The 22,435-nt window shown below is 74.1% G+C and carries 17 protein-coding genes and 1 pseudogene; 13 read left to right on the plus strand and 5 right to left on the minus strand.

Annotated features, from left to right (window positions below; genetic code table 11):
* Positions 1-307: 307 nt before the first annotated feature.
* Together J7W19_RS08745 and J7W19_RS08750 are read right to left on the minus strand one after the other, a co-directional pair.
* Positions 308-1,267 (minus strand): NADP-dependent oxidoreductase, encoded by a 960-nt coding sequence (locus J7W19_RS08745; protein ID WP_004955913.1) that lies wholly within the window; start codon positions 1,265-1,267, stop codon positions 308-310.
* A gap of 13 nt (positions 1,268-1,280) precedes the next feature.
* Positions 1,281-2,051, minus strand: a complete 771-nt coding sequence (locus tag J7W19_RS08750; protein ID WP_004955911.1) for an SDR family NAD(P)-dependent oxidoreductase — start codon at positions 2,049-2,051, stop codon at positions 1,281-1,283.
* A gap of 204 nt (positions 2,052-2,255) precedes the next feature.
* On the opposite strand from J7W19_RS08750, the gene J7W19_RS08755 reads away from it, so the two are divergent.
* From J7W19_RS08755 to J7W19_RS08765, 3 genes are all read left to right on the plus strand, one after another.
* Positions 2,256-3,209, plus strand: a complete 954-nt coding sequence (locus J7W19_RS08755; protein WP_004955909.1) for a phosphatase PAP2 family protein — start codon at positions 2,256-2,258, stop codon at positions 3,207-3,209.
* A gap of 86 nt (positions 3,210-3,295) precedes the next feature.
* Positions 3,296-4,348, plus strand: a complete 1,053-nt coding sequence (locus J7W19_RS08760) for a S66 family peptidase (RefSeq protein ID WP_004955907.1) — start codon at positions 3,296-3,298, stop codon at positions 4,346-4,348.
* Between the two features lie 370 nt (positions 4,349-4,718).
* Positions 4,719-5,369 (plus strand): winged helix-turn-helix domain-containing protein, encoded by a 651-nt coding sequence (locus tag J7W19_RS08765; protein ID WP_004955906.1) that lies wholly within the window; start codon positions 4,719-4,721, stop codon positions 5,367-5,369.
* On the opposite strand, the gene J7W19_RS08770 is transcribed toward J7W19_RS08765, so the two are convergent.
* Positions 5,339-7,600, minus strand: coding sequence for an MMPL family transporter (locus J7W19_RS08770; RefSeq protein WP_210455314.1), 2,262 nt, complete (start codon positions 7,598-7,600; stop codon positions 5,339-5,341). The genes J7W19_RS08765 and J7W19_RS08770 overlap by 31 nt on opposite strands.
* A 214-nt stretch (positions 7,601-7,814) precedes the next feature.
* Here J7W19_RS08770 and J7W19_RS08775 point away from each other — a divergent pair, with 214 nt between their 5' ends.
* From J7W19_RS08775 to J7W19_RS08800, 6 genes are all read left to right on the plus strand, one after another.
* A complete protein-coding gene (locus tag J7W19_RS08775; protein WP_040892641.1) occupies positions 7,815-9,080 on the plus strand; it encodes a sensor histidine kinase in 1,266 nt (421 codons plus the stop codon).
* A 128-nt stretch (positions 9,081-9,208) separates the two neighbouring features.
* The gene (locus J7W19_RS08780; protein WP_004954998.1) at positions 9,209-9,637 is read left to right on the plus strand and encodes a cupin domain-containing protein; all 429 of its coding nucleotides are present in this window, start codon (positions 9,209-9,211) and stop codon (positions 9,635-9,637) included.
* A gap of 86 nt (positions 9,638-9,723) precedes the next feature.
* A complete protein-coding gene (locus J7W19_RS08785; protein ID WP_004954995.1) occupies positions 9,724-10,371 on the plus strand; it encodes a LuxR C-terminal-related transcriptional regulator in 648 nt (215 codons plus the stop codon).
* A gap of 409 nt (positions 10,372-10,780) precedes the next feature.
* On the plus strand, positions 10,781-11,275 hold the full coding sequence (locus J7W19_RS08790) for a hypothetical protein (protein ID WP_004954993.1): 495 nt from the start codon (positions 10,781-10,783) through the stop codon (positions 11,273-11,275).
* A gap of 291 nt (positions 11,276-11,566) precedes the next feature.
* Complete coding sequence (locus J7W19_RS08795; protein ID WP_004954990.1) at positions 11,567-12,361, plus strand: tyrosine-protein phosphatase; 795 nt, start codon at positions 11,567-11,569, stop codon at positions 12,359-12,361.
* Positions 12,362-12,824: 463 nt separating this feature from the next.
* The gene (locus J7W19_RS08800) at positions 12,825-14,813 is read left to right on the plus strand and encodes a hypothetical protein (protein ID WP_004954988.1); all 1,989 of its coding nucleotides are present in this window, start codon (positions 12,825-12,827) and stop codon (positions 14,811-14,813) included.
* 25 nt (positions 14,814-14,838) lie between these two features.
* Here J7W19_RS08800 and J7W19_RS08805 read toward each other — a convergent pair whose 3' ends face one another.
* Positions 14,839-15,498, minus strand: a complete 660-nt coding sequence (locus tag J7W19_RS08805) for a TetR/AcrR family transcriptional regulator (protein ID WP_040892640.1) — start codon at positions 15,496-15,498, stop codon at positions 14,839-14,841.
* A 168-nt stretch (positions 15,499-15,666) separates the two neighbouring features.
* Positions 15,667-17,022: pseudogene (locus tag J7W19_RS08810) on the minus strand (alpha-amylase); the annotation flags it as partial.
* 278 nt (positions 17,023-17,300) lie between these two features.
* Here J7W19_RS08810 and J7W19_RS08815 point away from each other — a divergent pair.
* From J7W19_RS08815 to J7W19_RS08830, 4 genes are all read left to right on the plus strand, one after another.
* The gene (locus J7W19_RS08815) at positions 17,301-18,605 is read left to right on the plus strand and encodes an extracellular solute-binding protein (protein ID WP_004956000.1); all 1,305 of its coding nucleotides are present in this window, start codon (positions 17,301-17,303) and stop codon (positions 18,603-18,605) included.
* Positions 18,606-18,696: 91 nt separating this feature from the next.
* Complete coding sequence (locus J7W19_RS08820) at positions 18,697-19,578, plus strand: carbohydrate ABC transporter permease (RefSeq protein WP_078588296.1); 882 nt, start codon at positions 18,697-18,699, stop codon at positions 19,576-19,578.
* Entirely contained in the window at positions 19,575-20,420 is an 846-nt protein-coding gene (locus J7W19_RS08825; protein WP_004955996.1) for a sugar ABC transporter permease, read from the plus strand. The genes J7W19_RS08820 and J7W19_RS08825 overlap by 4 nt, the downstream gene beginning before the upstream one ends.
* A 271-nt stretch (positions 20,421-20,691) precedes the next feature.
* Entirely contained in the window at positions 20,692-22,335 is a 1,644-nt protein-coding gene (locus J7W19_RS08830; protein WP_004938576.1) for a glycoside hydrolase family 13 protein, read from the plus strand.
* The last annotated feature ends 100 nt before the right edge of the window (positions 22,336-22,435 follow it).

Raw genomic sequence — 22,435 nt, forward strand, 5'->3', positions numbered from 1 at the left:
CGGGAAACCGCACGGGCCTGGACCGGCGCAGAGAAAAGCGCCGTTCTCGGTCGGACGGCGCCGTGCGGTCCACCCATTCTTAGCGGCGGTCGAAAACCCCGACAAGCACTGTGACCTACTCCCCCACGTCGTTATCAGCGCACCACTCCAACGAATTCCGCGGGGATTATGGGAGCGCACAGCACTAAAGAGATCCGTATGTGACCGGGGCCCTATGCGCGGCCTCACAGCAGTCGCTCCGCGTCGTCACCGCCCCCTCACGGAGAGGTGCGCGAAAAGGGTGTGGAACGGCCCCGGTCTCAAAGCGTCAGTCCATTACCAGCACCAGCTTCCCCGCCCGGCCGCCCCTCTCGCCCGCCGCGTGGGCCGTGGCGGCCTCGGACAGGGGGTGGGTGGCGGCGATCACCGGGCGGAGGCGGCCGGTCGACGCCAGGTCGGCCAGGGCGTTCATGCCGGCGTGGTCCGCCTCCACGATCATCACCTCGCCACGGACCCCCGCCGCACGGGCCGCCGCGGCCAGTTCCTCCGTGCCGTGGGGCTGGAGGGAGACGAGGGTGCCGCCGGGGCGGAGGAGGGGGAGGGAGCGGGTGCGGTAGTCGCCGCCTATGGGGTCGAGGACGACGTCGAGCCCGGCGAGCCCGGCCGCGAAGTCCGTCCGCCGGTAGTCGATCAGCTCGTCCGCGCCCAGGTCGCGCAGGAGGGCGTGGTGGGCGCCGCGCGCCGTGCCGGTCACGTGCGCGCCGCGGGCCTTGGCGATCTGGACGGCCAGGTGGCCGACGCCCCCGGCGGCCGCGTGGACGAGCACCCGGTCGCCGGGGCCGACACCGGCGACGTCCACCAGCGCCTGCCAGGCGGTCAGGCCCGCGAGGGGGAGGGCGGCCGCGTGGACGTGGTCCAGGGCCGCCGGTTTGCGGGCGAACGCGCGGGTCGGGCCGACCGCGTACTCCGCGTGCGCCCCCACCCCGTACGGGTGCGGCAGCATGCCGAAGACCTCGTCGCCGGGCCGGAACAGGGTGACGCCGAGGCCGGTCGCCACGACCGTCCCGGAGACGTCCCAGCCCAGGACGAAGGGCGGCTCGCCGAGGAAGGCCGGGGCCGCCCGGTGCTTCCAGTCGGTGGGGTTGAGGCCCGAGGCCCGAACCCGGACCAGGATCCGGCCGGGTCCCGGCGCCGGGACGGGGAGCCGGACCTCCTTCAGGACCTCAGGGCCGCCGAAGGCGTCCTGGCTGATCGCCCGCATGGTGGCGGGGAGGGCGCTCGTGTTCATGCCGGCACCCCCGTCAGCGCCGCGGGAGCGAGCCGACGAGGCCGCCGTCGACGATCAGGTCCTGGCCGGTGATGTACGCGGCGTCGTCCGAGGCCAGGAAGGCCACCGCCGCCGCGATGTCCTCCGGCCGCCCGAGGGTGCCGAGCGGCACGTCGGCGGCGTTGCGGGCATGCTGGGCGGGGTCGGTGACGGACTCCCGGTACATGTCGGTGTCGATGTAGCCGGCGCTGACGGAGTTGACGCGGATGCCGCGCGGCGCGAAATCGGCGCCGAGCGTGCGGGCCAGGTTGTGCACGGCCGCCTTGCCCGCGGAGTAGACGGAGGCCACGGCCATGCCGCGGTGCAGGGTCCAGGAGGCGTTGAGGACCACCGCGCTTCCCTCGCGCAGGAGCGGCAGTGCTTTCAGCACGGTGTGGAAGACGCCCTTCACGTTGACGTCCAGCATGAGGTCGACGTCGGCCTCGGTCAGCTCCGCGGCGGGCTTGAAGATGCCGACGCCCGCGTTGGCGAAGACCGCGTCCAGCCCGCCGCGCCACGACTCCACGCGGCGCATCAGCGCGTCGAGGGCGGCCGGGGAGGCGGCGTCGGCGCGGACGGCCAGGACGCGGTCCGGGTCCCCGCCGAGGGCTTCGCCGAGATCCTCGGCCGCGGCCTTGAGACGGGCGTCGTCCCGGCCGGTGATGGCCACGTACGCGCCCTCGTCGAGGAGGCGCCGGGCCGTGGCGAGGCCGATGCCGCTGGTACCGCCGGTGATCAGGACCGTCTTGTCGGTGAAACGATTCATGCCTCAGATCGTCGGATCGCGGGCAAGGGTGTGGGGAGCGTGTGCCGAACCTGTTGTCGGCACCACCACGCTCGCGCCGTCCGCCACCACCCGGTCGGCTCGCCGGGCTGGAACCTTCCCCTTCCCGGGGTCGTCTCCAGTCCCCGAGGCGCTCGCACAGGATGAAGGGATCCCAGCGGTGACCGCAGTTCTTCGGGGATCGTCGTGAGCCGCGGGCGCGGCCGCCGTGCCGGGATCCCGGCCGGGGCCGCCCTGCTCGGGCTCGTCGTGCTGGCGGTGCTGGTGCTCCGGCACGGCAAGGGCGGCTTCGCGGTCGACGCGGACGTCCGCGCGTGGGCGCTCGCCCACCGGCCGGCCGTCGGCGTCGCCACCGCCCGTGCGGTCACCGCCACCGGCACCGGCCCCTTCCCCTACCTGCTGGCCCTCCTCGCCGGGTGGCTCGCCGTGCGCGGCGGACGGCGGAAGGTGTGGGCGGCGGGCGTGGCGGTGGCCGTCCTCGGCTGCGGGCAGGCCGTCCGGTACGGGGTGCTGGAGTCCGTCGCCCGGCCCCGGCCGCCCGTCGACGGCTGGGCGACGCACGCCGACGGCTGGTCGTTCCCGTCCGGCCACACCTCCACCTCGGCCATCGCCGCGGGCCTGGTCGCCGCCGCCGTCCTGCTCCGCTCCCGCCGGGCCGCCGGGCCCGTGGTGGCGGTGGCCGGGTGCTGGGCGGTGGCGGTGGGGCTGAGCCGCGCGTATCTCGGCGTGCACTGGTTCACCGACGTCATCGGCGGCTGGCTGTTCGCCACGGCCTGGCTGGGTGCCTGCGCCTGGGCCGCCCTCCGCTTCCTCCCCGGCACGCGGTACGGGGCCGCCCTCGGCGAGCGTCGGAGGAAGAAGGAAGGCGAGGGCGGCGGCAAGGGAAGCGGGCGTGGTGGTGACGACGGTGGGGGTGACGACGGTGGGGGTGACGATGGTGGTGGTGACGACGGTGGTGGTCCCGCCGGTTCGTCGAGGGCGCTCCGTCGTGCTCACCCCACCGGCACCTCCGGCTCCACCAGCCCTTCCGGCTTCACTAGCCCTTCCGGCTCCACCAGCCCTTCCGGCTCCACCGGCCCTTCCGGCTTCACCAGCCCCACCGGCCCTTCCAGCACATCCCGCGCTTCCGGTTCCGCCTGAAGGTCCCAAGTCCCCAGCGGCTCACCCGAATCCGCTCCCCCTAAACCGAAAGCGCACCAGCCCCGCCCGCCCCTAAGGTGACCCGCATGCGCCCCCATCCCCCGTTCACGTACCCGTCGAAGCCCCGCCCCGGTGACCGTGTCGCCGTCGTGTCCCCTTCGTCCGGGCTGCCCGGGCTCCTCCCCCTCCCCTTCGAACTCGGACTGCGGCGGTTGCGGGAGGGGTTCGGGCTGGTGCCGGTGGAGTATCCGACGACCAGGAAGATGGGGGCGTCGCCGCGCGAGCGGGCGGACGATCTGCACGCCGCCTTCGCGGATCCGGACATCACCGCGGTGTTCAGCAGCATCGGCGGCGACGACCAGCTCACCGTCCTCCCCCACCTGGACCGGGACCTGGTCCGGGCGCACCCCAAGCCCTTCTTCGGCTACAGCGACAACACCAACCTCCACGCCTGGCTGTGGAATTCCGGCATCGTGAGCTACCACGGCGCGAGCGTGATGGTCGAGCTGGGCCGGCCCGGGGCCCTGCACCCCGTGACCGCGGCCTCGCTGCGGGCGGCACTGTTCACCTCCGGGCCGTACGAGCTGGTCGAGGCGCGGGAGTTCAACGAGATCGACCGGCCCTGGGACGACCCCGAGACGTTCCTGAGCGCGCCCCCGACGCGCCCCTGTCAGGGGTGGACCTGGCGGAACCCCGACCGGGTGGTGGAGGGCGTCTCCTGGGGCGGCAACATCGAGATCCTGTCCTGGCTGCTCATGGCCGACCGGGAGATCCGCGAGCCGTCGGCGTACGACGGATGCGTGTTCTTCCTGGAGACCTCGGAGGAACAGCCGCGCCCCGCCGACGTGTACGGGATCCTGCGCTCCCTGGGCGAGCGGGAGATCCTGCGCCGCTTCCCCGCCGTCCTGGTGGGCCGGGCGAAGGGCTGGTCGCTGGACCGGCGACGTAGCCCCGAGGAGGCGGACGGCTACCGGCAGGCGCTCCGGACGGCGGTGGGGCGCGCGCTCGACGAGTACGCCCCCGACGTGCCGGCCGTCTTCGACGTCGACCTCGGGCACACCGACCCGCAGCAGGTGATCCCCTACGGGGGCACGGTCCGGGTGGACGGGCCGGCGCGGCGGATCACGGTGACGTACTGACGCCGGGGGGGCGGCCGGGGAGACTTCCCGGCTCCCCGCCCCGGCTCCCCGACACCTCCCCCGCCCGGCACCCCCCCCCCGCGTTCCTGGTCACATGCCCGGAACGGGCCTGCTCCCCCGCCCGCGGCCATGCTTCAATAGGGGCATGGCCAGCCACCGGAACATCGCGAAGGGTCGCAGCGACCTCGAGCCCTTCTGGCCGTCCCGTCAGCACCACGACTTCGACCGAGTGTGTTGTCGCGCGTGTCCTTCCGCGCAGGCCCACTCCCCTCGCTGACCCCGTCGAAGTCAGCCGCCGGCACCATTGCCGGCCAACGGCCCGCGCTCCAGCACGTCTCTTCGACGTCCCCCGCGCGAAAGAGCTGAGCTCATGTCGAACCTCCGTACGCTGACCACCGCTGCGACCCCGACCCCCTCCCCCCTCCATCCCGTTCGCCCCACCCATCCCGCCCACCCCGCCGCCTCCTCCCTCCCCGCCCAGCGCCACCGTCTCCGCGCCGTCGCTCCCGACGAGGCGCCGCCGGTCGCCGACCTGCTGCACCCGGGGGCGACCTGGCTGCCCGCGCCGCAGGAGGCGCTGCCGGTGCTGCCGGGCCGGCCGCCGATGGTCGGCTACCTGGTGCTCGTACCGGCCGAGCGGCAGCCCGTCGGCGGTACCGGCGGTACCGGCGCCGCCCCTGGGACCGCCGGGGAGCCGGCCCGGAACGCCCCCGCCGCCGGCCGGGGCGACGGCCTGGTGAGCATCGATCCCGAGCAGCGCATCGCCCGCGTCGCGGGTCGGCCGCTGGACCTCACTTACCTGGAGTTCGAGCTGCTGGCCCATCTGGTGGCCCACCCCCACCGGGTGCACACCCGCGACCAGTTGGTGACCACCGTGTGGGGTTACGGGCACGTGGGCGACGGCCGTACGGTCGACGTCCACGTGGCCAGGCTCCGCCGCAAGATGGGGGCGGAGCACCGGTCGTCGATCGTCACCGTGCGCCGCGTCGGCTACAAGTACGCGCCCCCGGCGTCCATCTGACGCCGCGTCGGCTCATCACCCCTCCTCGGCGAGCGCGTCCGCCAGCCGCGCTCGCCGAGGAGGGCCAGCACCGCCGGCAGCAGCACCATCCGCACCACCGTGGCGTCCAGCAGGACGGCGACCGCAAGGCCCACGCCCATCTGCTGCATGTCCTGCATCGACAGGGTGGCGAAGACCGCGAAGACGGCGACCATGATGGCGGCGGCGCCGGTGACGGCGCCGGCCGTCGAGCGGACGCCGTCCCGGATGGCCTCCTGCGCGCCGAGCCCGGCCAGCCGGGCCTCGCGGATCCGCGAGACGACGAAGACGTGGTAGTCCATCGACAGTCCGAAGAGGACGACGAGCACGAACAGCGGCAGCCACGCCTCGACCGCCCCGGCGCTCTCCACGCCCAGCCACGACGCGCCCCAGCCGTGCTGGAAGACGGCGGTGAGCACCCCGTACGCGGCGGCCACGGACAGCAGGTTCAGCAGCACCGTGGCCGCCGCCACGGGCCAGGACCGGAACGAGGCGAGCATCAGCAGGAACGTCACGGCGGTGATGAACAGGAAGACCGGCACGATGCCGTCGCCGAGCCGGTCGGTGAAGTCGGCGGAGGACGCGAGCGGCCCGGTGACCCTGGCCTCGCGGGCCACGGGCTCCAGGGTGCGCGGCACCAGGTCGTCCCGGAGCGTGTCCAGGGCGCGCCGGGCGGCCCGGTCCGTACCCCCGCCGTCACCGGAGCCCGCCAACGGCACCAGGATCTCGGTCACGTGCTGCCGCGGGTGCGGCGTGACGGTGACGTCCTTCCCGAACCGTCCGCTCTCCGCCACCCGCCGCCCGAACTCCGCGACGGCCGCGGTGAACCGGGGCGAGGTGACGTCGTCCGCCCGGACCACGACCTTGGCGGGGGCGGGCCCGCCCGGGAAGGCGGCGGTGATCCGCTCGTACGAGGTGCGCAGCGGCGCGTCGGAGGGCATCTGCCGGTCCAGGCCGAGCTGTTCGGTCCGCATGCCGAGGGCGGGCAGGGCGAGGACGAGGAGGACGGCGGTCGCCGCGACGGCCATCAGCCCGGGGCGGCCGAGGACGGGCCGGAGCACCGCGCCGGAGATCCGCCCGGCGGGACGCGGGCGGGCCCGCCGGCCGCGCGGCAGCGGCAGCCGGCCCTTGGCGACCCGGTCGCCCAGCCAGGAGAGCAGCGCGGGCAGGACGGTGACGGAGCCGGCCATCGCGATGAACACCACGAGGATGGTGGCGAGCGCGAACCCTTCGAAGAGCATCAGCCCGGAGAGGAACATCCCGGCCATCGCGACCATCACGGTGAGCCCGGAGACGAGGACGGCCCGGCCGCTGGTGGCGGCGGCGATGCGCAGCGCGGTCCCGGGGTCGCGTCCGGCGGCCCGTTCGTCGCGTTCGCGCCGCAGGTAGAAGAGGCAGTAGTCGACGCCGACGGCGAGGCCGATGAGCAGCATCACGGAGCCGGTCGTCGGGGACACGTGCAGGGCGTGGCTGGCGAGGGCGAGCAGGCCGTTGGCGGCGATGAACGCGGTGACGGCGAGGCCGACGGGCAGCAGGGCGGCGACCACCGCGCCGAAGACGACGAGCAGGATGCCGAGGGCGAGGGGGACGGCCGTCCACTCGGCGGTGGCGAAGTCGTCGCCGAGCACGTCGTCGAGCCACTTCCCGGCGACGGCCTCGCCGTACTCGTCGAAGACCAGGCCGGGGTGGGCCTTCCGGGCCGCCGCGACCGCGTCGGTGACGGGCCCCACCCGCTCCCCGGCCGTCGCCGGGTCGCCCTTGACGGCGAACCGGATCAGGGCGGCACGGCCGTCGGCGGACGGAACCGGCGGCTTGCGGCCGGTGGTGACGCCGGTGGCGTCGAGGGCCCGGCCGAGGCCGTCGGCGGCGGCCCGCCAGTCGCCCGGCGCCCGCCCGGAGACCATGACCGTCTCGCCGGCGGGCTCCTCGATGCCCGCGTCGGCGAGGATCCGCTCGGCCCGGGCGGAATCCCCGGCGCCCTGTTCGGCGGTGGTCATCTCGGCCGTGCCCGCCATGCCGCCGAGCACGGACGCCAGCACGACGAGCAGCAGCCAGCCGAGGACGGCGGTCCGGCGGTGCCGGGCGCTCCACAGCCCCAGCCTGGCGGCCGTGTTGAGGCGCGGGGCGGGGCCGGGCGGGGGTGCGGGGCGGGACGCCGTCGGGGAGCCGGTTACGGCCCGGGGCGCCGGCCCGGGGTTCGTGGGGATCGTCATGTCCCCGACGCTAGGAACGGAAGCCGCGCCTCCCCAGCCGTCCCGCACCCCTGTCGGCGGGAGGGAAGGCCAGGTGAGAGGGTGTTGCCAGGTACACCCCCGGTCCGCCGCCTGCACCCCGTGACCGGGCGTCCGTCGGAGCGGCAGACTGGGGGCCGATCCGGGGACGACCGCCCCGGACGGGATCACGGAACGACGGGGGAACGGACAACCCATGAGGATCAGCAGAGCTTTCAGCGCCCTCGCGAGGGCCACGGGACTCGCGTGGTCGGGGCTGGTGGGGTCGATCCTCGTCTACACCTACGTGGTGACGTCGCTCTGCCTGGTCCCCGTCGGGATCGGCGTCCTCACCACCCCGCACGCCATGAAGGTCCTGCGGGCCTACGCGGACCGGCGCAGGGCGCGGGCCCTGGAGTGGGCGGACATCCGGATCCCCAGCCCGTACCAGCCGCTGCCCACGCGCGGCGGCTTCGTGGGGCAGGCCGAGCGCACCCAGGCGCTGCTGCGCGACCCGGCCACCTGGCGCGACATCCAGTGGCTGCTGGTCGACATGGTCGCCGGCTTCTTCCTCGCCGTGCTGCCGTCCGCGCTCGTCCTCTACCTGCCGTGGGGCCTCGTCCTGGCCGCCGGCGTGTGGAAGCCGATCGTCGAGGCCGGCGGCAACGTGTGGTTCACCTTCCTGCCCATCAGCGACCAGAACACGGCCAATATGGCCGCCGCCCTGGGCGCGGTGTACGCGGTCCTCGGCGTCGCCTTCGCCCCGGCCCTGCTGCGCGCCGACTTCCGGCTGGCCCGCACGCTCCTGCGGCCCACGCCGCAGCGGGAGATGGCGCTGCGCATCGAGCACCTGACGGAGACCCGGCACGACGCCGTGGACAGCTCCGCCGCCGAACTCCGGCGCATCGAGCGGGACCTGCACGACGGCGCGCAGGCGCGGCTGGTCGCCATGGGCATGAGCCTGGGCACCGTCGAGGCGCTGATCGAGAAGGACCCGGAGCAGGCCAAGCGGCTGCTCGCCGCCGCCCGCGCGGACTCCGCCGAGGCCCTGACCGAGCTGCGCGACCTGGTCCGCGGCATCCACCCGCCGGTGCTGGCCGAACGCGGCCTCGGGGACGCCGTCCGGGCCTTGGCGCTGCGGCTGCCGCTGCCCGTCGAGACGGCGGTGGACCTGCCGGGCCGGGCGCCCGAACCGATCGAGTCGGCCGCGTACTTCGCGGTGAGCGAGCTGCTCACCAACGCCGTCAAGCACTCCGGCGCCCGGATGATCCGGATCGACCTGTACCACGCCGACGGGATGCTGCGGGCCGCCGTCGGCGACGACGGCCACGGGGGTGCCGACGTCTCCGGCGGCACCGGGCTGCTGGGGGTCGAGCGGCGGCTCGGGGCGTTCGACGGGGTGCTGGCGGTCAGCAGCCCGCCGGGCGGGCCGACGCTGGTCACGATCGAGATCCCGTGCGCTCTGACGGCGGCGGCCGGCTGAGGGGGCGTCTCCGGGGTCCCGGGGGTGGCTGACACCTCATTCGTCCATCCGTGAAACGCCCGCCCCGCCCGTACCGCCCGTCGCATCGCCGGGCGGCGGCGGGGCCGGCGCGGTGGCACAGTGGACGCATGCCGGAGACCTCGCCCCTGGTGGCCCTCTACGGACTGCGCCCGCACGAGGAGGGCGGCTGGTTCCGCGAGACCTGGCGGACCTCCCGCGCCGCCGTGCCCGACGGCTATCCCGGGCCGCGGCCGTTCGCGACGGCGATCCTCTACCTGCTGCACCCGGGCGAGCGCTCCCGCCGGCACCGGGTGCGCTCCGACGAGCTGTGGCTGTGGCACCGCGGCGGCCCGCTGCGGATGCGTCTGGAGGGCACCGGCGACGAGGGGGACGCCGAACGGCTCCTCGGGCCGGTGGCCGAGGCCGGGCAGTGGCCGCAGGCGCTGGTCCCGGGCGGGGTGTGGCAGTCGGCCGAGCCCGCCGGCGACGAACCGGTGCTGGTCTCCTGCGTGGTGGCCCCCGGCTTCGACCACGCGGACTTCACCCTGGATCCGTGACCGGAGCGGGGCGGGCCGCCGATGGGCGACCATAGTGCGACCGGGCCCACGGGGGGCACGGGCCTGATCATCACCGTGGAGCCGTTGTGCGCGTCGTCATCGCCGAAGACCTCTTCCTGCTGCGCGACGGGCTGGTGAGGTTGCTGGAAGCGTACGACTTCGAGGTCGTCGCCGCGGTGGAGAGCGGCCCCGACCTGAGCCGGGCGCTGTCCGAGCTGCGACCGGACGTGGCGGTGGTGGACGTCCGGCTGCCTCCGTCGTTCACCGACGAGGGCCTGCAGTGCGCGCTGGCCGCGCGCAGGGCCGTCCCCGGGCAGCCGGTGCTGGTGCTGTCGCAGCACGTGGAGCAGTTGTACGCGCAGGAGCTGCTGGCCGACGGCACCGGCGGGGTCGGCTATCTGCTCAAGGACCGGGTCTTCGACGCGGAGCAGTTCGTGGACGCGGTACGGCGGGTGGCCGGTGGCGGTACGGCGATGGACCCGCAGGTCATCTCCCAGCTGCTGACCCGGCGTTCGCAGGACGCGCCGATGGGCCGGCTGACGCCGCGCGAGCGCGAGGTGATCGAGCTGATGGCCGAGGGCCGGTCGAACACGGCCATCGCGGAGCGGCTCGTCATCACCGAGCGGGCGGTGGCCAAGCACACCTCCAACATCTTCGGGAAGCTGGGGCTCGCCCCCTCCGACGACGACAACCGGCGGGTGCTGGCGGTGCTGGCGTATCTGGACCGGGGGTGAGGCGGGGCGCGGCGATACGGGGTGGTGGTGCGGCGGGGGCGCCCACCCTGCGCGTACCCGGCGCGCGTCCCGTACGCCGTGCGCATCCCCGCACCGCGCGCCCTTTGAGGCTTCCGAAACTCACTGTTGCCGGTGTGCATCCTGGTGCTATCGTCAACGGCGCTGCGCAGCAAGGGACTTCCACTCATAAAGAAGGAAGTCTTCCGCTTTTTCCGACCGTTACCCGATCTGCACGCCACGTACGGCACGCACACGGTCCCGCCGCTCCGGCGGCCGGTGACCCTGAACCCGGTCCGGCCCTTCCATCCCCCCACCCACGCACCGGACGCGCCGCCGGCTCCAGGTCGGTCTCCTTCGCCCTGCCCGACCGGCAGGGGTCAGACGTTCACGGATCAGGAGAGCACCCGTCATGCGACTGTCCATGAAAACCGCCGTCATCGCCTCCACCGCCCTGCTCGGCCTGGGCGCCGCCGCTCCCGCCATCGCGGCCCAGGAGTGCGCCGTCAAGCAGTCCGCCACGGCGCAGTACGACTGCGGCCAGTTCGGCGTGCTGAACATCAGCCTGGAGGGGTCCGCCGAGAACGGCGTCGGCTCCCTCTACCTCAGCAACGACCAGCACCTCTTCCCGGTGGACATCCCGGCCGACTCCACCTCCACGTCGCTCACCCTGCAGCGCCCCGACGGCAGCACGGTGACCTTCTCCGGCACCTCGAACCCGGCCATCCCGGCCAACACCAAGGTGACCGTCGGCCCGCTGAAGGCCCAGGTCAAGGCGGGCGACAAGCTCGACTCGTACATCCCGGCGGCGGGCAGCCCCGACGTCTCGGCGAGACTGTCCATCCTGGGTGTCAACAACACCTGCAAGGCGGTCACCAAGCAGACGCCCGGCCCGTTCAGCTTCTGAGCCCACCGGGCGGCGCGGCCGTCAACCGCGCGGGGTGCGGGGCATCGTACGGCCCCGCACCCCGCGTCCGCCCTCTCCCGAGGCCGTACGGAGTACGCGCGTCCGGCCCGGGAGGGGGCGTCCGGCTTTTCCGCCGCATCGCGGCAGGGCGCCCGCACCTCCCCGCGCCCCCGTGACGCGACCCTCGCACGGTGGTGCCGTCGCGGGCTCGGCTACCGTTCTCCACAATAAAAGTGGAAAGCGGAAAAACGCCCGCGACAGTGCGAAGGCCGACAAGAGGGAGACGCGCGCATGCCGCAGTTCGACGCCTCGACCATCATCAACCTCCGCGACCTCGGCGGCATCGCGCTCGTGGGCAACTCCGCCGTCCGGCCCGGCCTGCTGCTGCGGTCCGGCCAGCTCGACCGGCACGACCCGGCCGCGGACCCGGCCGTCGCCGCGCTCGGCATCCGCACGGTGGTCGACCTCCGCAGCGAGAACGAGCGCCGCGAGCACCCGGACCGGCTGCCGCGCGGTGCCCGGCTGATCGTCGCCGACGTCCTCGCCGAGGGGACGCTCCCGGGCGGCGCCGCGATGCCCGCGCGCATCGAGTCGGTGCTCGGCAGCCCGGCCGCCGCGGACGAACGCCTCGGGGGCGGCAAGGCGGAGAAGCTGATGTGCGAGTCGTACCGCGCGTTCGTCACCTCCGAGGCCGCCTGCCGCGCCTACGGCCGGCTGTTCACCACCCTCGCCGAACCGGACTGCGGGCCGCTGCTGTTCCACTGCACGGCGGGCAAGGACCGCACCGGCTGGGCCGCGACGGTCCTCCTGCTGCTGCTCGGCGCCTCCCGGGAGACCGCGGAGGAGGAGTACCTGGCGGTCGCCCCCGCGGTGCGGGCCGCCTTCGCCCCGATCACGGACCGCTTCGCCGAGGCCGGCGGCGACCCCGAGATCGCCTCCGCCGTCTTCGGCGTCCGCCCGGCGTACCTGGCGGCGGCGCTGGAGGAGGTACGGCGGCTGTACGGGACGGTCGAGGGCTACGTACGGATCGGCCTGGGCGTCCCGGACGCGGCCGTGAACCGGATCCGCGCACGGTACGTGGCGTAGGCGCGGGGTGCTTGCGGCGTAGGCGCGGGGTGCTTGCGGCGTAGGCGCGGGGTGCTTGCGGCGTAGGCGCGGCACCGCGCGGGGCACGGGGCGGACGGACCCTCGGGGCGGGCGGACGCGCGCGAGGCGGAGAGCCACGCGCGGCGCATGGACGTGAAGGCGCGCGTGTGTCGGGACCTGGCGCCCCCGCCCGGGCACTCCGCGCGCAGGGCGCCGCGTGCGACGGGCGGGCGCGCCGCCACGCGGGGCGTACGAGTGTGTGGGCGCGCGCCTCTTGAGACCTGGTGGCCCCGGGGCGCTCACGCCCCGAAAGCGCCGCCCCGCGCAGGCGCGCGCGTCGCCGCCGAGGGTGTTCGGGCCCGTCGCGGGGCGCCGACGCTCCTCCCCCGGCCGGGTGGCGCACCCGTGCGCCGTCGCTCGGCGGGGTGAGGTGACCATCCCACCATTCACTCGTTCTACCGACGTGGAGCAGCAAGCGACAGCCCCCCGGCCCCCCGCCGGTCACCCCAGCGCCCCCGACCCCCTCAGTCCCCTCGACATCGAGCAGGCCGAGGCGGCGATCGTCGAGCACTACCCCCGTCTGGTGCGGCTGGGCTACCTCGTACTCCCCGCCGGTCTCGGCCGCAACCGGAGGGTGCTCACGGCGCACGCGCTGGTGCAGCGGTCCCTGCCGCGCAACCGGGTGAGCCTCGTCGAGTGCGCCCCGGACGCCGTCCCGGGCCCGCGCGGACCGGAGGAGCGGCGGAACGACGACCCCGGTTACGCCTACGTCCGGCTGCGAGTCGTGCGCGGCGCGCTGGCGGCGGGCCGGCCGCGCGGCCGGCTGTGGCCGCCGCGGCCCGGGCTGCTGCCGCCACCGCTGCCGCAGGTGTGGGGCCTGCGCCTGTTCCCCCGCTCGGGAGGCGCCGACGAACTGGCCCTGGACCAGGCGCTCGGCCGCCTCTCGCCGCCCGCCCGGGCCGCGTTCGTGCTGCGCGCCCTGGAGCTGCCGTCCGACCGGGAGGTCCGGGCGCTGCTGGCGGCGGCCGGGGTGGCCGAGCCGGGCGCGGCCCTCGCCGAGGCGGCGGCGGTCCGGGTGCCGGCGGGGTCCCGCGACGGTTCGCTGCTGGAGTCGGCGGAGTTCGACGCCTGCTCGCTCCAGGCCCGTCCCACCGACCTGATGCGCCGCCGCCAGCACCTGCGCGCCGCGGCGGCGGCCCTCGCGGCGGCCGTCGTCTGCGGCGGGCTGCTCGCCGTACCGGGCGGCGGCTGGGGGCCCGACGGCGCCGCGGCCCCGGCGTACGCCCGGAACGCCGCCGCCGAACAGGCCCTGGACCCGGGGCGGTTGACGCGCGCCCCCGCCGACGCCTGGCGCCGCGCCGACCGCCCGGGCTTCGCCTCCTGGCCCGCCCGCGGCGACCGTACGGACGACGAGGCGCTGCTCCGCCGGGCGCTGTCCGTCTGGGCCCGCCCGGGGAGCACGGTCCAGGTGACCGCCACCCCCGGCACCCCGGCCGGTCCCGCACCCGGCCCGCCGCAGCTGCTGTACGCGGGCGCGGTGGACTCGGCGGTGGTCGTCCTGCTCTACGACGGCCTGCGCGTCGTCCGGTACGCCGAGCCGAGGAACGGCGACGCCACGGCCGCCGCCCTGGACTTCGCGCGGACGGACGCGGCGGACGAGGACGCGGCGACGGCCGTCGTCCTCGGCCGCACCGACGGCAACGTCCGCTACCTGACGGCCCCTTGGGTCTCCTCGGCGGCCGTCCGCGACCTCCTCGACCCGGCCGGGGCCGCCCAGCCGCTGCACCGGGGCGCGGACGGGGTGACGGACCCGACGGCCGGTCCTGCGGCGGCGGGCGACTGCCGGTCCTGGCCGGTGCTCCAGCTGGGCGGCCGGCTGGCGACGGACCTCGGGGAGCTCGTCCCCGCGCGGCTCACGAGCGGGGCGCCCGCTTCCGGCGCCGCGGGGCCGGACCGGACGGCGGCCGGGGCCGCCGAGCGCGCCGTCTGGGCGCACACCGCCTGCCTGCTGCCGAGCCTGCGCTCGCAGGGCGTACGGTCCGTCAACGCCTGGGAGTTCGCCCGGCAGCCGCTGCCCGGCGGGGCCGGTGTCGCGGAGTGGCTGTGCACCCGCGCGGAGACCTGGCGCGGGGCGGGCGGGCGCGCGGTCGCCGGGTTCCTGACGCCCGGCGGCCGGCCCGGCGCCCAGGCGGCCGTCGTCGCCCGCGCCGAGGACACCCCGGCCTGCGGCGCCCGCCAACCGCACGTCCTGGCGGGCGCGTTGTGGAAGTCGCCCGGCGGGAACCGGTACGCGCTGGCGGCGGGCAGCCCGGACGTCGTCTCGATCACCGCGACGGGCGGGGTGCGCGGCACCGGGGCCGGTCCGCTGCTCGCCCTCCCGGCCGGGCAGGGCGCGGTCGCCCGGCTGGCCGGGCGGACGCGGGACGGGAAGCGGGTGGCCGCGTTGAAGTGAGGCCGGTTCCCCGACCGGCACCGCTTCAGAGGGCGGCCAGTGCCGTCGCCGCCTCGGTGAACGGGCCGTCCGCCGGCTCCTCGGCCACGATCCGCCGCAGGACGGCCGCCATCCCGTCGTCGTGCGCCGCGCCCACCGCCGTCAGCGCCACGAACGAGTGCACGAGCTGCGACTCCAGTTCCGCGCGCGGGATCCGGCGGCCGTCCGGCCACCAGCGGGCCGCCGTCTCCGCGACCGAGATCCACGACCGCAGGACCACCTCCAGGCGGGGGCCCGGCGTCTCGACGCCCAGGTGCGCCAGCAGTTGGCCGTACGCCGCGTCACGCACCTCGTCGATCAGGTCCGGGTGCGCGCGGAGCAGCGTGAAACGGCCGGCGCCATGCGCCTCGACGAAGTCGAGGAACCGGCCGGCGACGGCCAGCAGCCCCTCGCCCGGCGGGAGTTGCTCTGACGCCGTGAGGAGCTCGGTGAGGTCGTCCGCCGCGCGGCGCAGGGTCGCCTCGTAGAGGCTCCGCTTGCCCGCGAAGTAGTGGTAGACGAGGGGGCGGGAGATGCCGGCCGCCGCGGCGATGTCGTCGAGGGAGACATCCTCGGGGGGCCGTTCGCTGAACAGGTCGAGGGCTACGGTGATCAGTTGCCGGCGGCGCTGTTCCACGTCCATTCTGCGGGGCGGCCGGGGGTTCATGGGGGCATCCTAAGCGGTCGGTTGGGGGTGGGGGGTGGGTGCCCCGGTCCCGCCCCTTCGCCGTTTCCTGGGGCTGCGCCCCAGACCCCGCTTGTCGCGGCTTCGCCGCTCGTCCTCAAACGCCGGACGGGCTGAACAGCCAGCCCATCCAGGGCACCCCACTCACCGCCGCGCCCCCACGTGCAACACCAGCGCCGTATCCGCCGCCACGGACGCCGTAAACCGTCCGTCCCGCCCCACGTGCACCCGCCGTCCGCTCAGGACATCACGGTAATCACCGGCCGGCAGCGCCGTGGCGAAGGTACGGGCGACGGCACCGCGACCACGGTTGATGACCACAAACCCCTTCGCACCCCGCCCGAAAGCGACCGCGTCCGCCCCGTCGTCCCACCACCGCACCACACCAGCCCCCCGCACCGCCGCCCGGAACCCGACCATCCCCGCCGTCTCCCGCCGCCGGTGCTCGTACGTCCACCCGTCCCCCGGCGCCCCCGCGTCGCGGTCGGTGAAGGCGTATCCGGAGTGGACGTCGGGCGAGCCGTACGGCCAGGCCAGCATGGCGACGTTGGCCAGCGCGTACGCGGGGCCCGTGGTGCGGTTGAGGGTGCTGCCGTCGCGTTCCGTGTCCCAGTTGTCGACGAAGACGGACGCCTTGCCGCCGGGCACCCAGCCGCGTGCCTCGCCGAAGGTCCGCAGTTCGGCCAAGTGCCCCTGGCCGGGCGTCATGACGCGCTTGAGCTCGCGGGCGTAGCGGAACTCCTGGACGTCGCCCGTGCCGAGGTACTCCTCCGGCCGGACGGCCTCCCCGGCGCCGTAGATGGTCTCCTGCTTCCAGTAGACGTCCGGTGTGCGCAGCCGCGCCTTGACGGCCGCGAGGTCGGCGGCCGGGATGTGCTTGGCGGCGTCGATCCGGAAGCCGTCCGCGCCGAGCGCGAGCAGGTCGTCGAGGTGGCGGGCGAGCCGGTCGCGGACCGTCTCGCTGCCGGTGTCCAGGTCGGCGAGGCCGACGAGTTCGCAGTTCTGGACGTCGTCCCGGCTGGTGTAGTCGGAGATGGGCCGACGGCAGCGGTGGAAGTCGCGGTCCCCGTACGTACCGGGGTAGTCGTACTTGGTGTACGCCGTGCCGCCGGTACCCGTACCGGAGCCGGCGGACATGTGGTTGAGCACCGCGTCCACGACGACCTTCACCCCGGCCCGGTGGCAGGCGGACGCCATGTGCGCGAAGGAGGCCCGGTCGCCGAGCCGGCCGGCGATGCGGTAGCCGACGGGCTGGTACGAGGTCCACCACTGCGGGCCCCGGATGTGCTCCTGGGGCGGTGAGACCTGGACGTAGCCGTACCCGGCGGGACCGAGGGCGGCGCCGCACTCGCGGGCCACGTCGTCGTACCGCCACTGGAACAGGACGGCGGTGACGTCCCGTCCGCCCGGCGCGGCGGCCCGCGCCTCGGGCGCGGGGACCACGGCCCCGGCCAGCAGGGCGAGGGCGGCGGCCAGGGCGCGCCGGAGGGCGGTGGTGCGCGGCATGACGGCTCCCGGGGTGGCGGGTGGCGGATGGCTGAACGCGCGCGAGGGCTGCGAGGCGGCTGCAAGCGCGTTGCAAGAAGGCGGCAACCCGGCCGCGCCCCGAGACCGTACGAGCCCCACCCGCCCCGGTCAACCCCTCAGGACACGGTCCGGTGACGGCGCGGAAATCCCCGCTTTCCCTCCTTGCAAGGTCTTTCGCAAGAGATTGCAGCCTGTTAGCTTCCTCCTCAGCTCGGGCCGCCCGCTCCAGGATCGGCCCTCGTGAAGAGGAGAACCGGATGCGAAGAGGCATATCGGTCGCCGCCGTCGTCGGTGTGCTGGCCCTGACCGCGACCGCCTGTGGTGGCGACGGCGGTGGCGGGGGGAGCGACGGGTCCAAGGCGGCCAAGGATCCGGGCAGTGTGAGCGGGACGGTCACCTGGTGGGACACGTCGGACGCGACCAACGAGGCGCCCGCGTTCAAGAAGCTGGTGAAGGACTTCGAGGCCAAGTACCCGAAGATCAAGGTCGATTACGTCAACGTGCCGTTCGACCAGGCGCAGCAGAAGTTCAAGACGGCCGCGTCCACCGGCAAGGGCGCCCCGGACGTGCTCCGTTCGGACGTCGGCTGGACGCCGGGATTCGCGCAGCTCGGCTACCTCAAGGACCTCACCGGCACCCCGGCGCTGGACAAGACGGACGACTTCCTCGAAGGGCCGCTGAAGAACGCGGCGTACGAGGGCAAGACGTACGGCGTCCCGCAGGTCACCGACACCCTCGGGCTGCTCTACAACAAGGACCTCTTCAAGAAGGCGGGCGTGGACAAGCCGCCGGCCACCTGGCAGGAGGTCAAGGACGCGGCCAAGAAGGTCAAGGAGAAGGCGGGCGCGGACGGCATCGGTCTCAGCCCGGACAGCTACTACTCGCTGCCGTTCCTCTACGGCGAGAAGAGCGACATGGTCGACGCGGCGGCCAAGAAGATCACCATCTCCGACGCGGCGTCCCGCAAGGGCATCGAGACCGCCGTCGACCTGGTGAAGTCCGGCGCGGCGCCCAAGCCGGCGGGCACCGACGGGTACAACGCGCTGAAGACGGACTTCAAGAACGGCAAGCTGGCGATGCTGATCGACGGTCCCTGGGCGACCAAGGAGCTGTTCGGCGGCGAGGCGTTCAAGAACAAGGACAACCTGGGCATCGCGGCGGTGCCGGCGGGGTCGACCGGGGTGGCGGGGGCTCCGGTGGGCGGACACAACCTGGTGGTCTACGCCGGTTCGGGGAACTTCGACGCGTCGTACCTCTTCACGCGGTTCATGACGGACGCCGAGCACCAGACGGAGATCTCGAAGTCCATCGGGCTGCTGCCGACGCGCAAGTCGGCCTACACGCCGGAGGTGCTGGCCGACCCGGTCCGCAAGTCCTTCCACGAGGCGCTGGCCACGGCGCACCCGCGCCCGCCGATCCCGCAGGGCGGCGACCTGTTCACCGTCTGGCTCCAGCACTACACCCGGATCCTGACGCTCAAGGAGGAGCCGCAGGCGGGTCTGGACGCCACGGCCAAGGAGTGGAAGTCCGCCCTCCTCAAGGACTACGCGGTCCAGGAGTAATGCCGTGACCGCTGCCGTGACCACGACCGCGCGCCCCCGCCTGGTGACACGCGCCCGCCGGTCCTTCGACACCCACTGGTACGCCTGGGCGATGGTGCTGCCGGTGGTCGTCGTCCTCGCCGTCCTCGTCGGATACCCGCTGGGCCGAGGCATCTACCTGTCGCTCACCGACGCCAACGAGGCCAACGTGGGCCGGACGATCGGCGTCAACCACATCCCGTCGACGTACGAGTTCGTCGGGCTGGACAACTACTGGAAGGTGCTCTCCGGCCAGGAGGGCCACTTCTACGGCCGGCTCGGCTGGACCGTCGTCTGGACGGCCGCCTGCGTCTTCCTGCACTACGCGATCGGCCTCGGGCTGGCCCTGCTGCTCAACCGCAGGATGCGCTTCCGGGCGCTGTACCGGGTGCTGCTGATCCTGCCGTGGGCGGTGCCGGCGTTCGTCGCCACCTTCTCGTGGCGGCTGATGTTCAACGAGAAGTACGGCGTGCTCAACGCGATGCTGGAGAAGCTGGGCGTGGGCGCGGTGGACTGGCTCGGCGACAGCACGCTGCAGAAGATGTCGGCCGTCGCGGTCAACGTGTGGCTGGGCGTGCCGTTCATGATGGTCGCGATCCTCGGCGGGCTGCAGTCCATCCCGGCCGAGCTGCACGAGGCGGCCGAGATGGACGGCGCCTCGCCCTGGCAGCGGTTCCGGCACGTGACCCTGCCCGGGCTGCGGCCGGTGAGCGGGACGGTGATCCTGCTGGGCACCATCTGGACGTTCAACATGTTCCAGGTCATCTACCTGCTGATCGGGCAGGGCGCGAGCTCCGAGAGCGAGATCCTCGTGACGTACTCCTACCGGCTGGCCTTCCAGGGCATCCGGGACTACGCGGGCTCGGCGACGTACGGGATCCTCATCCTCTCGCTGCTGCTGGTGTTCGCCGTGTTCTACCGCAGGCTGCTGGCCCGGCAGGAGGAGGCGCGATGACCCGGAAGGCCCGTGCGCGCGGGGAGCGCTCCCGGGGCGCGTCCGTCGCCCTGCACGCGACGCTGGTCGTGGCCTCGCTGGTGTCCCTCTTCCCCGTCCTCTTCATCGTCTTCGTGTCGCTGCGGGGGCGGGACGGCTGGCAGGAGCCCACCCGGTTCTCGGGGTTCGGGTTCGGGAACTACAGCCACATCTTCCACGAGACCAAGTTCCTGACCTGGTTCGGGAATTCGGTGATCGTGGCGCTGGGGGCGACCGTCGTCGGCGTGCTGATCGCGGCGACCGCCGGGTACGCGGTGTCGCGGCTGCGGTTCCCGGGCAGCCGGCCGCTGATGTGGACGTTCCTGGTGGTGCAGATGTTCCCGATGGCGGTGCTGATCGTGCCGCTCTACAACATCCTCGGGCAGTTGAAGCTGCTGGACTCCTACGGCGGGCTGATCCTCACCTACTGCTCGATCTCCGTGCCGTTCTGCGCCTGGATGCTCAAGGGCTACTTCGACTCCATACCTGCCGAGATCGACGAGGCCGGGCGGGTCGACGGGCTCACCCCCTTCGGTACGTTCTGGCGGCTCATCCTGCCGCTGGCCCGGCCCGGCCTGGCCGTCACCGGCTTCTACTCCTTCATCACCGCCTGGGGTGAGGTGGCCTTCGCCAGTCAGTTCATGAGCAGCGAGGAGCACTACACCTTGGCGGTGGGGCTTCAGACGTTCGTGGGGCAGCAGAAGGCCGAGTGGGGGCTGATGACGGCTGCCGCCGTGCTGATCACCGTGCCGGCGGGGCTGGCGTTCTTCTTCGCCCAGCGGCACTTGGTCGCCGGGCTGACGGCCGGCGGTACGAAGGGGTAGCCCTTCGGGCGGGGGTTGTGCCCCGGTCCCGCCCTTTCGCCGTTTCCTGGGGGCAAGCCCCCAGACCCCCCTTTTTCGCGGCTTCGCCGCTCGTCCTCAAGCGCCGGACGGGCTGATACAGCCCGTCCGGCGTTTGAGGACAACCGCGCGGAGCGCGGTTTCGGGGGTGCGGGGGCTTGCCCGCGCAAGAAACGGCGAAAGGGCGGGTCCGGGGCACCAGCCCGCCGCAGGCGCCCCACCACCACCTTCCCCTCCACCCGATAGGACCTCCATGACCCAGAAGAACCTCGCACCCACCCCCACCACACCCCCCACCCCGTCCGGCACGGACGAGTGGTGGCGCCAAGCCGTCATCTACCAGATCTACGTCCGCTCCTTCGCCGACAGCGACGGCGACGGCATCGGCGACCTGCGCGGAGCCAGGCAGCGGCTGCCGTACCTGGCGGAGCTGGGCGTGGACGCGGTGTGGCTGACGCCGTTCTACGCGTCGCCGCAGGCGGACGGCGGGTACGACGTGGCGGACTACCGGGCGGTCGACCCGCTGTTCGGCGACCTCCAGGACGCGGACGACCTCGTCCGCGAAGCGCACCGCCTCGGCCTGCGCGTCATCGTGGACATCGTGCCCAACCACACCTCCGACCGGCACGCCTGGTTCCGGGAGGCGCTGGCGGCCGGGCCGGGGAGCCGGGCGCGGGCGCGCTACCACTTCCGTCCCGGCCGGGGAACGAACGGCGAGCTGCCGCCGAACGACTGGGAGTCCGTGTTCGGCGGCCCGGCCTGGACCCGCACCGCGAACCCCGACGGCACGCCCGGCGAGTGGTACCTCCACCTGTTCGCCCCCGAGCAGCCGGACCTCGACTGGGACGACCCCGAGGTGCGCGCGGAGTTCGAGTCCGTGCTCCGCTTCTGGCTGGACCTCGGCGTGGACGGCTTCCGCATCGACGTGGCGCACGGCATGGTCAAGGCACCCGGCCTGCCCGACATCGGGCGAAAAGAACAGGCCAAACTCATCGGTGCCCAGGTACTGCCGTTCTTCGACCAGGACGGCGTCCACGAGATCCACCGCTCCTGGCGCCGGCTGCTGGACTCCTACCCCGGCAACCGGATCGGCGTGGCGGAGGCATGGGCGCCGACCTCCGAGCGGCTGGCCCTGTACGTCCGCCCGGACGAGCTGCACCAGGCGTTCAACTTCCAGTTCCTGACGTGCGCCTGGGGCGCGGCGCCGATGCGCGAGGTGATCGACGCGTCACTCGCCGCCACCCACTCCGTCGGCGCGCCCACCACCTGGGTCCTCTCCAACCACGACGTGGTGCGGCACGCCACCCGCTACGGCGGCGGCGAGCGGGGGACCCGCCGGGCCCGCGCCGCCGCGCTGCTGATGCTGGCGCTGCCGGGATCCGCCTACGTCTACCAGGGCGAGGAACTCGGGCTGCCGGAGGTCGTGGACCTGCCGGACGAGGTACGCCAGGACCCGGCGTTCTTCCGGGGGGACGGCCAGGACGGCACCCGTGACGGCTGCCGGGTACCGCTCCCGTGGTCGGGCGAGGAGGCCCCGTACGGCTTCGGGCCGGGCTCCGGGGCGGAGGGCAGCTGGCTGCCGCAGCCCGCGGAGTGGCGGACGCTGTCGGTGGAGGCGCAGTCCGGCGACCCCCGCTCGACGCTGGAGCTCTACCGCTCCGCGCTCGCCCTGCGGCGCGCCCTGCCCGGGCTCGGCGCCGGGGAGATGACGTGGCTGGCGGCGCCGGAGGGCGTGCTGGCGTTCTCCCGGCCGGGGTTCGTCTGCACCCTCAACACCCTCCCGGAAGAAGTGGAACTGACAGTTCCGGGGCGTCCGGTGCTCGCCACCGCGGCCCTGGAGTTCCACGGCGGAGCCGCCCGGCTGCCCGCGGAAACCTGCGTCTGGTGGGAAGTCTGAGATGGCGTCCGGTGGAAAGCGCGGGACGGCGGCGGCCGGCGGAAAGCGCGGGACGGCAGCCGGCGGTAAGCCCCGGACCGCGTCCGGCGGGAGGCCGGGA

Source organism: Streptomyces mobaraensis NBRC 13819 = DSM 40847 (genome assembly GCF_017916255.1).
Lineage (GTDB): Bacteria > Actinomycetota > Actinomycetes > Streptomycetales > Streptomycetaceae > Streptomyces > Streptomyces mobaraensis.